9 protein-coding genes are annotated in these 9,000 nt (G+C 73.6%); 3 read left to right on the plus strand and 6 right to left on the minus strand.

The features are described 5' to 3' along the window. Window positions 1–382, plus strand: a 382-nt coding sequence (locus tag VF825_RS12245; protein ID WP_331113638.1) for a DUF3145 family protein, incomplete at its 5' end; no start/stop codon positions are given. Between the two features lie 152 nt (window positions 383–534). Here VF825_RS12245 and VF825_RS12250 read toward each other — a convergent pair. The 6 genes from VF825_RS12250 to VF825_RS12275 all read right to left on the minus strand — a co-directional run bounded on the left by VF825_RS12250 (window position 535) and on the right by VF825_RS12275 (window position 7,250). Further along, window positions 535–1,986, minus strand: a complete 1,452-nt coding sequence (locus VF825_RS12250; protein WP_414695837.1) for an acyl-CoA carboxylase subunit beta — start codon at window positions 1,984–1,986, stop codon at window positions 535–537. Continuing rightward, window positions 1,986–3,236: a beta-ketoacyl-ACP synthase II gene (gene fabF, locus VF825_RS12255; protein WP_331113640.1), complete on the minus strand. Its 1,251-nt coding sequence runs from the start codon at window positions 3,234–3,236 to the stop codon at window positions 1,986–1,988. Before fabF ends, VF825_RS12250 begins: the two co-directional genes overlap by 1 nt. A gap of 129 nt (window positions 3,237–3,365) precedes the next feature. Then, window positions 3,366–3,614, minus strand: coding sequence for an acyl carrier protein (locus VF825_RS12260; RefSeq protein WP_141787858.1), 249 nt, complete (start codon window positions 3,612–3,614; stop codon window positions 3,366–3,368). Window positions 3,615–3,696: 82 nt separating this feature from the next. Beyond that, on the minus strand, window positions 3,697–4,713 hold the full coding sequence (locus VF825_RS12265; RefSeq protein WP_331113644.1) for a beta-ketoacyl-ACP synthase III: 1,017 nt from the start codon (window positions 4,711–4,713) through the stop codon (window positions 3,697–3,699). Window positions 4,714–4,733: 20 nt separating this feature from the next. Then, the gene (locus VF825_RS12270; protein ID WP_331113645.1) at window positions 4,734–5,912 is read right to left on the minus strand and encodes an acyltransferase domain-containing protein; all 1,179 of its coding nucleotides are present in this window, start codon (window positions 5,910–5,912) and stop codon (window positions 4,734–4,736) included. Window positions 5,913–5,990: 78 nt separating this feature from the next. Continuing rightward, window positions 5,991–7,250 carry a helix-turn-helix domain-containing protein gene (locus VF825_RS12275; RefSeq protein ID WP_331113647.1) on the minus strand — a complete coding sequence of 420 codons (1,260 nt, stop codon included), beginning with the start codon at window positions 7,248–7,250 and terminating at the stop codon, window positions 5,991–5,993. A gap of 103 nt (window positions 7,251–7,353) precedes the next feature. Here VF825_RS12275 and VF825_RS12280 point away from each other — a divergent pair, with 103 nt between their 5' ends. Next, on the plus strand, window positions 7,354–8,520 hold the full coding sequence (locus VF825_RS12280; protein ID WP_331113649.1) for a glycerophosphodiester phosphodiesterase family protein: 1,167 nt from the start codon (window positions 7,354–7,356) through the stop codon (window positions 8,518–8,520). 22 nt (window positions 8,521–8,542) lie between these two features. Then, a partial coding sequence (locus tag VF825_RS12285) for a nuclear transport factor 2 family protein (RefSeq protein WP_331113651.1) occupies window positions 8,543–9,000 on the plus strand: 458 nt, incomplete at its 3' end.

A 9,000-nucleotide genomic window follows, 5' to 3' on the forward strand; every position in this document is an offset into this window, starting at 1 on the left:
CCAGCCAGCCGGGCCAAACCTCCTGCGCACCGAGCTGTCCTGGACCGGCGAGGCCGGCACCGGCGGGCGCATCGCCAGCGCCCTGCGCGGCTGGGACAACCTGCGCTACGAGGTGACCGAGGAGCCCAGCCCCGGCTGCGATGGCTCGCGCTGGTCGCACACCCCGCGCCTGGGCATCCACCATGCGTGGACGTCCGCCAGCGGTGACGCGGTGGTCAACGAGGACCGGCTGCGCACCGCGATCGCCATCAGCAAGGGCAATCCCGAGGTGCTCGCCCACGAGGTCGACCTGCTGCTCGGGGCCGCCTGGGACGAGGAGCTCGAGCCCTTCCGGTATGCCGGTGACGGGGCTCCCGTGCGCTGGCTGCACAAGGTGGGGTGAGACGGGAATGAGCTTGTCAGCCGGCGGGATCGGGGAGCCAAGTGCCCCTGCGCCCGTCGGCTGACGCCAACGTCGGGCCACGACCCCGTACGCCGAAGGGTTGACCACATCCGGATGTGGCCAACCCTTCGCGCTGTGTGGACGGGTCCGCGTTACAGCGGGATGTTGCCGTGGTGGCCCCGGCGCTGCGGTGCCTCGGCGATCGCGCGGGCCAGGGCCGAGCGGGTCTTGGTCGGCTCGACGACCTCGTCGATGACGCCGATGTCGACCGCGCGCGGCAGGCCGCCGGCCAGCTTCTCGTGCTCCAGGGCCAGCTCGTTCTCGACCTGGGTGCGGTCCTCCTCGGGCACCTCGGCCAGCCGCCGGCGGTGCAGGATGCGCACCGCGGCGACAGCACCCATCACGGCGATCTCGGCGGTCGGCCAGGCGAAGACGCGGGTCGCGCCGAGCGAGCGGGAGTTCATCGCGATGTAGGCGCCGCCGTAGGTCTTGCGGGTCACCAGGGTGACGCGGGGGACCACCGACTCACCGAACGCGTGCAGCAGCTTGGCCCCACGGCGCACGACGCCGTCCCACTCCTGGCCGACGCCGGGCAGGTAGCCGGGCACGTCGACCAGCACGATCAGGGGCACGCCGAACGCGTCGCACATGCGCACGAAGCGCGCGGCCTTCTCGGCCGAGGCCGAGTCGAGGCAGCCACCGAGGCGCATCGGGTTGTTGGCGATGACGCCCACGGTCCGGCCGCCGAAGCGCCCGAGCGTGGTGGTGATGTTCGGTGCCCACTTCGGGTGCAGCTCGATGCTGTCCTCGCCGTGGTCGAGGACGTTGGCCACGAGCGGGTGCACGTCGTAGGCACGCTTGGCCGACTCGGGGAAGGTCTCGGCCAGGTCGCGGTCCTCGACCGAGGCGACGTCGAGCTTGCCCTGGTCGCCCAGCAGCGCGCACATGAGGCGGCCCCGCTCGAGCGCCTCCTCGGTGGAGGAGGTGACCACGTGGACCACGCCGGAGCGGCGGCCGTGCGGCTCCGGGCCGCCGAGGCGCAGCGCATCGACGTTCTCGCCGGTCACTGAGCGGACCACGTCCGGGCCGGTGACGAAGACGCGGCCGTCCGGGCCGAGGATGACGATGTCGGTCAGCGCCGGGCCGTAGGCCGCGCCACCGGCGGCGGCGCCGATGACGACCGAGATCTGCGGGATCTTGCCCGACGCGCGGGTCATGATCGCGAAGACCTCGCCGACCGCGTGCAGGGAGACGACGCCCTCGGCCAGGCGCGCGCCGCCGGAGTGCCACAGACCCACGACGGGCACGCCGTCGACCAGGGCCCGCTCGTAGGCGACGAGGATGACCTTGCAGCCGTCGACGCCCATGGCGCCGCCCTGGATGGTGGCGTCGGAGGCGAACGCGACGGCCCTGGTGCCGCGGACCCTGCCGACGCCGGCGAGCATGCCGCTGGTGTCCTCGGGGGTGATCAGCTCCAGGGTGCCCGGGTCGAAGAACGCCTCGAGCCGCTTGCGCGGGTTGCGCGGGTCGTTCTCGCGGTCGATCTTCGGCCGGGTGGCGGTGGCGGCCGCCTGGGCGGCCTCGCTCGGCATGCGTGCGGTCATCAGATGCTCTTCACGGTCAGGGCGACGTTGTGGCCGCCGAACCCGAAGGAGTTGTTCAGCGCCGCGATGTCACCCTGCGGCAGCTTGCGGTGCTCGCCGTGGATGACGTCGAGCTGGATCTCCGGGTCGAAGTCGTCGAGGTTGATCGTGGCCGGCGCCACGCGGTGGTGGACGGCCAGGATGGTCAGGACGTTCTCCAGGGCGCCGGCGGCGCCGAGGAGGTGGCCGGTCATCGACTTGGTGGCGCTGACCGGCATACCGTCCGCGTCGTCGCCGAAGGCGCGGCGGATGGCGTTGGACTCCGCGACGTCACCCACCGGGGTGGAGGTGGCGTGCGCGTTGATGTGGACGATGTCCCTGGCCGTCAGGCCTGCCCGCTCGACCGCCTCGCGCATGGCGCGGGAGGCGCCGGCGCCGTTGGGCTCGGGGGCGGCGATGTGGTGGGCGTCCGCGGACATCCCGACCGAGCCGAGCTCGGCGTAGATGCGGGCGCCGCGGGCCTTGGCGTGCTCCTCGCTCTCGAGCACGATCACGCCGGCGCCCTCCCCGAGGACGAAGCCGTCGCGGCCGGTGTCGTAGGGGCGCGAGGCGCGCTCGGGGTCGTCGTTGCGGGTCGACAGGGCCTGCATGGCGGCGAACCCGGCGATCGGCAGCGCGTGCACGGCCGCCTCGGTGCCACCGGCGACGACCACGTCGGCGCGGCCGTTGCGGATCATCTCCAGCGCGAAGCCCATGGCCTCGGCACCGGAGGCGCAGGCGCTCACCGGGGTGTGCGCCCCGGCACGGGCGCCGAGCTCGAGGGAGACCGCAGCCGCGGGGCCGTTGGGCATGAGCATCGGGACCGCGAGCGGGAACACCCGGCGCGGACCCTTCTCCTTCAACGTGTCCCACTGGGTCAGCAGGGTCCACACGCCGCCGATGCCGGAGCCCATGGCCACGCCGAGGCGCTCCGGGTCGACCTCGGGGGAGCCGGCATCGGCCCAGGCCTCGCGGGAGGCGATCAGGGCGTACTGGGAGGACGGGTCCAGCCGGCGGACCTCGACCTTGGCGAGGACCTCCTCCGGCGGGGTCTTGATGGTGGCTGCGAAGGTCACCGGCAGCTCGTACTGGGCCACCCAGTCATAGGGCATCGTGCGCGCGCCCGAGCGCCCGGCGAGGATCGCGTCCCACGTCTCGGCGACGGTGCCGCCGAGGGGAGTGGTCGCGCCGAGCCCGGTGACAACGACGCGCCGTTCGGGGTTCGGGGTCATCGGAAGTTGTGCTCCTTGGTCTGGGTGAGACAGCCGGTTGGGGTCGGTATGCCGTCGGGCTGGCTCCGGGCCCGCGGCCGCGGCCAGGGGTGTGGCCGGGGCGCGGGCACCGGGGCGGTCAGGTGTGGGTCAGCCCTGGGCGCTGGCGATGAAGGACACGGCGTCCTTCACCGTCTTGAGGTTCTTGACCTCGTCGTCCGGGATGCGCACGCCGAACTTCTCCTCGGCGTTGACGACGATCGTCATCATCGACAGCGAGTCGATGTCGAGGTCGTCGGTGAAGGACTTGTCGAGCTCGACCGACTCGGTCGGCAGACCGGTCTCCTCGTTGACGATCTCGGCCAGGCCGTCGAGGATCTCCTGCTCGCTCTGCGCCATGGGGTTCAGCTCCTTGGTGATTCGATGGATGTGACGGGGTGGTGCGGGCTGACCCGAGTTACCCGTCGGGCCGCGGGGGTCATCAGGGCAGGACCACGACCTGCGCGGCGTAGACCAGGCCTGCGCCGAAGCCGATCTGCAGGGCCAGTCCGCCGTGCGGTGCCTCGCCCTGCTCGAGCATCCGCTCGGTGGCCAGGGGGATCGAGGCGGCCGAGGTGTTGCCGGTCTCGGCGATGTCGCGGGCCACCGGGATGTGCGCGGGCAGCTTGAGCTGCTTGATCATCGCGTCGATGATCCGCATGTTCGCCTGGTGGGGGATGAACGCGTCGAGGTCGTCGGCGCTGACGCCGGCCTTGTCCAGCGCTGCCTGGGCGACCGGGGCCATCGACCAGACCGCCCAGCGGAACACCGACTGCCCGGCCATGCCGATGGCGGGCCAGTCGACGTCGTGGTCGCGCACGCGGGTCCACGGGTCGCGCTGGGAGATGGTCTCCCACTGGGCGCCGTCGGAGCCCCAGACGGTGGGGCCGATGCCGGGGAAGTCCGACGGCCCGACGACCGCTGCGCCGGCGCCGTCGCCGAAGATGAACGCGGTGCCGCGGTCGTGCCTGTCGGTGAAGTCGGACAGCTTCTCGACGCCGACGACCAGGACGTACTCGGCGCTGCCGCCGCGGACCATGTCGTTGGCCAGCGAGATCCCGTGGCAGTAGCCGGCGCACGCCGCCGAGATGTCGAACGCCGCCGCCGGGGTGGCGCCGAGACGGTCGGCGAGGATCGGGGCGGCCGCCGGGGTCTGGTAGGGGTGCGTGACGGTCGCGAGGATGACCGCGCCGACCTGGGAGGGGTTGATCCCGGCCGCGGCAAGCGCCTTGCGCGCCGCGTGCTCGGCCATGTCCACGACCGACTCATCGGGTGCGGCCCAGCGTCGCGTGACGATGCCGGAACGCTCCCGGATCCACTCGTCGGAGGAGTCGATCCAGGTGCACACCTCCTCGTTGGTGACCACGCGCTCGGGGCGGTAGCCGCCGACGCCCCAGATGCGGGCGTGCTTGGCGCCGGCGGGCGGGTTCAGCGTCCCGCGGTGGGTGGGCTGGGTCATCTCGGTCATCTCCGGGTGGCTCAGGCTTCGGTGGGGTGCAGGCGCAGCAGCGGCTGACCGGGGGAGACGGGGTCGCCGTCCTCCACGAGCCACTCGATGACCCGTCCGCCGTGGGGTGCGGTGACGGAGTAGCTGTCGCGCAGGGTGTTGACCGTGGCGACGACGGACCCGGCGGGCACGGTGGTGCCGGCCTCGGTGACGGTGTAGGTGACGGTGCCCTTGGCGGGGGCGATGACCAGGCGCCAGGTGGGGTTGTCGGCCACCTCGCTGGGCTGGGCGTGCTCGCGGACCATCCGGTGGGCGGCCTCGAGGTCGTCCGGGGTCTTCAGCGCCAGCACCTCGACGCCGGGGAGCCCGCGCTTGGCCAGGTTGGCCAGCGTGCCGGCCGGCGGGATCTCGATCAGGCCGGTGACGCCGATGTCCTTGAACGTCTCCATGCACAGGTCCCAGCGCACCGGGTTGCTGACCTGGCTGACGAGGCGCTTGAGCACCTGGCGGCCGTCGTGGACGACGGCGCCGTCGGCGTTGGAGACCAGCCGGGTGCGCGGGTCATGCGTCGAGATGGCGCGGGCGTAGCCGGCGAGCACGTCGACCGCGGGGGCCATGTGGTGGGTGTGGAACGCGCCGGCCACCTGCAGCGGGATGACCCGGGCCTTGGCCGGCGGGTCGGCCTTGAGGGCCTCGAGCTGCTCGAGGGTGCCGGCGGCGACGAGCTGGCCGCCGCCGTTGTTGTTGGCCGCGGTGAGGCCGTGGCGCTCGAGGGTCGCGGCCACGTCCTCGGGGTCGCCGCCCAGGACGGCGCTCATCCCGGTCGGGGTCACGGCGCTGGCGGCGGCCATGGCGCGGCCCCGCTCGCGCACGAACACCATGGCCTGCTCGGCGGTCATGACGCCGGCGGCGGCCGCGGCGGTGATCTCACCGACGGAGTGACCGGCACCGGCGGCGACGGCGCGGTGCCCGTCGGCGGGGTGCTCGAAGAGCGCGAGCAGCGAGATCAGGCCGGCGCCGACGATGAGCGGCTGCGCGACTGCGGTGTCCTTGATGGTCTCGGCGTCGGACTCGGTGCCGTGCGCGACCAGGTCCATGCCGGCCACGGCCGACAGCCACGCCATGCGGTCACGGAAGCCGGGCAGCTCGAGCCAGGGCGCGAGGAAGCCGGGGGTCTGGGAGCCCTGTCCAGGGCAGACGATGACGAGCACGGCTCCAGCCTTGCCGCTGGGTCCGGGCGGGGCCGTGACCGAACGCCACCAACTAATCGGGCGTGTTTTGGAGGGTTCCTACAACGCCTCGAGCCCGTCGCCGGTCGGGTTACCGTCCGGTGACGCCGCGATGACCGGCTCCTGACCAGGCACGCCGCGGCGCCAGGAACGCTGTGCCGGCTCGGCCAGGCGGCCCACCGCGAGCGCCATCCGCACCACGTGGGCCTCCCGCGGCTGGGCCAGGTCGTAGCCCGTGACCGTGGCGATCCGGCCCAGCCGGTAGCGGACGGTGTTGGGGTGCACGAACAGCACCCGCGCCGTGGCCTCGAGCCCGCCGCCGCCCTCGAGGTAGACCGCGGCGGTCTCGAACAGTGCCGAGCCGCTGGCGGCGAGCGGACGGTAGACCTGGTCCACCAGCATCCGACGGGCGGGGGCGTCGCCGGCCAACACGCGCTCGGGCAGCAGGTCGTCGGCGAGCACCGGGCGCGGGGCCTCCGGCCAGGCCCGCGCCGCTCCCAGCCCGGACAGCGCCGCGCGGGCCGAGCGTCCGGCGGCGAACAGGTGCGGCACCGCCGGGCCGACCACGATCGGCCCCTCGGCGAAGTGGCCGCCCAGCGCGCGGGCCACCGCCAGGGGGTCCTCCACGCCACCGAGGATCGCCACGAGGCGCCGGCCCTGCACCGCGGCGAGGCACTCCACGTCCAGGCGTCGCGCCGCCCGGCGCAGTGCGTCGACCACGCCCGCGGTGTCCCCGGAGGGGGTCGCGCCGGCCACGACCGCCACGTGGCTGACCGAGCCCCAGCCGAGGGCCGCGGCCCGCGACTGCATCGAGTCGTCCGCCTCGCCGCGCAGGACCGCGTCGACCACGAGGGACTCCAGCCGGGCGTCCCAGGCACCGCGCGCCTCCGCGGCCTCGGCGTAGACCTGGGCTGCGGCGAACGCGATCTCGCGGGAGTAGCGCAGCACCGCCTCTCGCAGCGCCTGCTCCTCGCCGGGTGCGGCCAGCTCGGCCACGTCCTCCTCGACGACGTCGACCACCGACCGGACAAGGTCCAGCGTCTGCCCCAGGCTGATCGAGCGGGTCAGCTCCCGCGGCGCGGTGCCGAACACGTCGGCGGTGATGTGCGGCTGCGCCGAGGGGTCCCGGCACCAGGCGATGAACGCGGCGATGCCCGCCTGGGCGACCAGCCCGACCCACGAGCGGTCCTCGGCGGACAGCGCGCGATACCAGTCGAGGTTGGCCTCCATCCGCTTGATCGCGCCGGTGGACAGCGCCCCGGCGCTGCGCTCCACGCGACGCCGGGTCGCGGCGCTCATCCGACTGCCCTTGCTGGCCATGCCACCAGCCTATTTGTATGCCGTGCACAAGGGGCAGAGGTCACCGTCGCCGGGGGTGGCGGCCACCGCGTCGCCGCGGGGGAGACGCCCTAGCCTTGCGCGCGTGGGGACCCCGACGCCGACCGCCGCCCGTCTGCTGCCGCGCGCGCTGCTCGCCTGGCTGTGCGCCGCCCTGGTGCTCACCGGGTGCTCGGCCGCTCCGGCCGCTCCAGGGGCGGCGACGGCGACCCCGCGCCCGGCCGCGACCGCCGCCCGGCTGGTCGCCACGCCGCTGGTGATCGGCCACCGCGGTGCTCCCGGCTACCGGCCCGAGCACACGCTGGCCTCCTACGAGCTGGCCGCCCGGATGGGCGCGGACTACATGGAGCCCGACCTGGTCTCGACCAAGGACCACGTCCTGGTGGCGCGGCACGAGAACGAGATCTCCGGCACCACCGACGTGGCCGCCCACCCGGAGTTCGCCTCCCGGCGCACCACCAAGGTGGTCGACGGGGTGCGCGAGACCGGCTGGTTCACCGAGGACTTCACCCTTGCCGAGCTGGAGACGCTGCATGCCCGGGAGCGGATCCCGGCGGTCCGGCCGCAGAACACCCGCTACGACGGCCGCTACCGCGTGCCGACCTTCGCCCAGGTGCTGGCCCTGCGCGCCCGGCTGTCGGCGGAGCTGCACCGCACGATCGGCATCGCGCCGGAGACCAAGCACCCCAGCTACTTCCGCGGTCTCGGCCTGGACCTGGAGACCCCGCTGGTCGCCCAGCTGCGGGCCGCCGGGCTGGACCGGCCCACCGCCCCGGTGCTGGTGCAGTCCTTCGAGCTGACCAACCTGCGCCAGCTGCGCAGCCGCGACCGCTTCACGGCCCCCACCCTGCTGCTCACCGCCGCCGGCGGCGCCCCCTGGGACCTCGAGGTCGCCAAGGACCCGCGCACGTTCGCCGCACTCACCAGCCCGGCCGGCCTGGCCTCGCTCAAGGGCGTGGTGAACGCGATCGGGCCCGACAAGGCCCAGGTCATCCCGCGCCGCGACGGCGGGCTGGGCAGCCCCACCCGCCTGGTCGCCGACGCCCACCGGGCGGGGCTGCTCGTGCTGCCGTACACGTTCCGCGCGGAGAACCGGTTCCTGCCGGCCGACCTGCGCCGGGGCAGCGACCCCGACGCCCGCGGGAACGAGGTCGCCGAGGACCTGGCCTTCCTGCGCGCCGGCGTCGACGGCTTCTTCACCGACCAGGCCGACATCGGCGTCGCCGCCCGGAAGCAGCTCGTCGGTCACTGACGCCCGGCCGAGCCTGCGGCAGGTGGGCAGCGCGTCGCCGCCCGCCTACGGTGGGAGCGGGATCAAGGAGGTCGCCATGCTCGACGAGGCCACGCTCCGGGCCCGGCTGCAGCGACACTGGGAGTTCGCCGGCACGGACCAGGACATCACCCACGAGATCTACCACGCCGACGCGGTCCTGGAGTTTCCGCAGTCCGGGGAGCGCTTCGAGGGCGTCCACAGCTTCAAGCCCTGGCGCGAGAGGTACCCCGCGCGACTGCGCTTCCACATCCGCCGGATCACCCACCGGCAGGACGTCGTGGTCGTGGAGTACCTCATCGGCTACGACGACGCGCCGTGGCAGTTCGTCGTCAACATCATGGAGTTCCGGGGTGAGAAGGTGGCCCGGGAGCGGATCTACATCATGGACGGGTGGGAGCCGCCGCCGTGGCGGGCCGAGTGGCGGGCGAGCACCCTCGTGGACCGACCCCTGCCGGCGTA

Origin of the sequence: Oryzihumus sp., assembly GCF_036391795.1 — a bacterium.
Taxonomy (GTDB): domain Bacteria; phylum Actinomycetota; class Actinomycetes; order Actinomycetales; family Dermatophilaceae; genus Oryzihumus.

Excerpts from the sequence above, each read along its gene's own strand:
- fabF (WP_331113640.1), bottom strand. The coding sequence starts at position 3,236 with ATGACCCCGAACCCCGAACGGCGCGTCGTTGTCACCGGGCTCGGCGCG.
- VF825_RS12275 (WP_331113647.1), bottom strand. The coding sequence starts at position 7,250 with ATGGCCAGCAAGGGCAGTCGGATGAGCGCCGCGACCCGGCGTCGCGTG.
- VF825_RS12260 (WP_141787858.1), bottom strand. The coding sequence starts at position 3,614 with ATGGCGCAGAGCGAGCAGGAGATCCTCGACGGCCTGGCCGAGATCGTC.
- VF825_RS12250 (WP_414695837.1), bottom strand. The coding sequence starts at position 1,986 with ATGACCGCACGCATGCCGAGCGAGGCCGCCCAGGCGGCCGCCACCGCC.
- VF825_RS12265 (WP_331113644.1), bottom strand. The coding sequence starts at position 4,713 with ATGACCCAGCCCACCCACCGCGGGACGCTGAACCCGCCCGCCGGCGCC.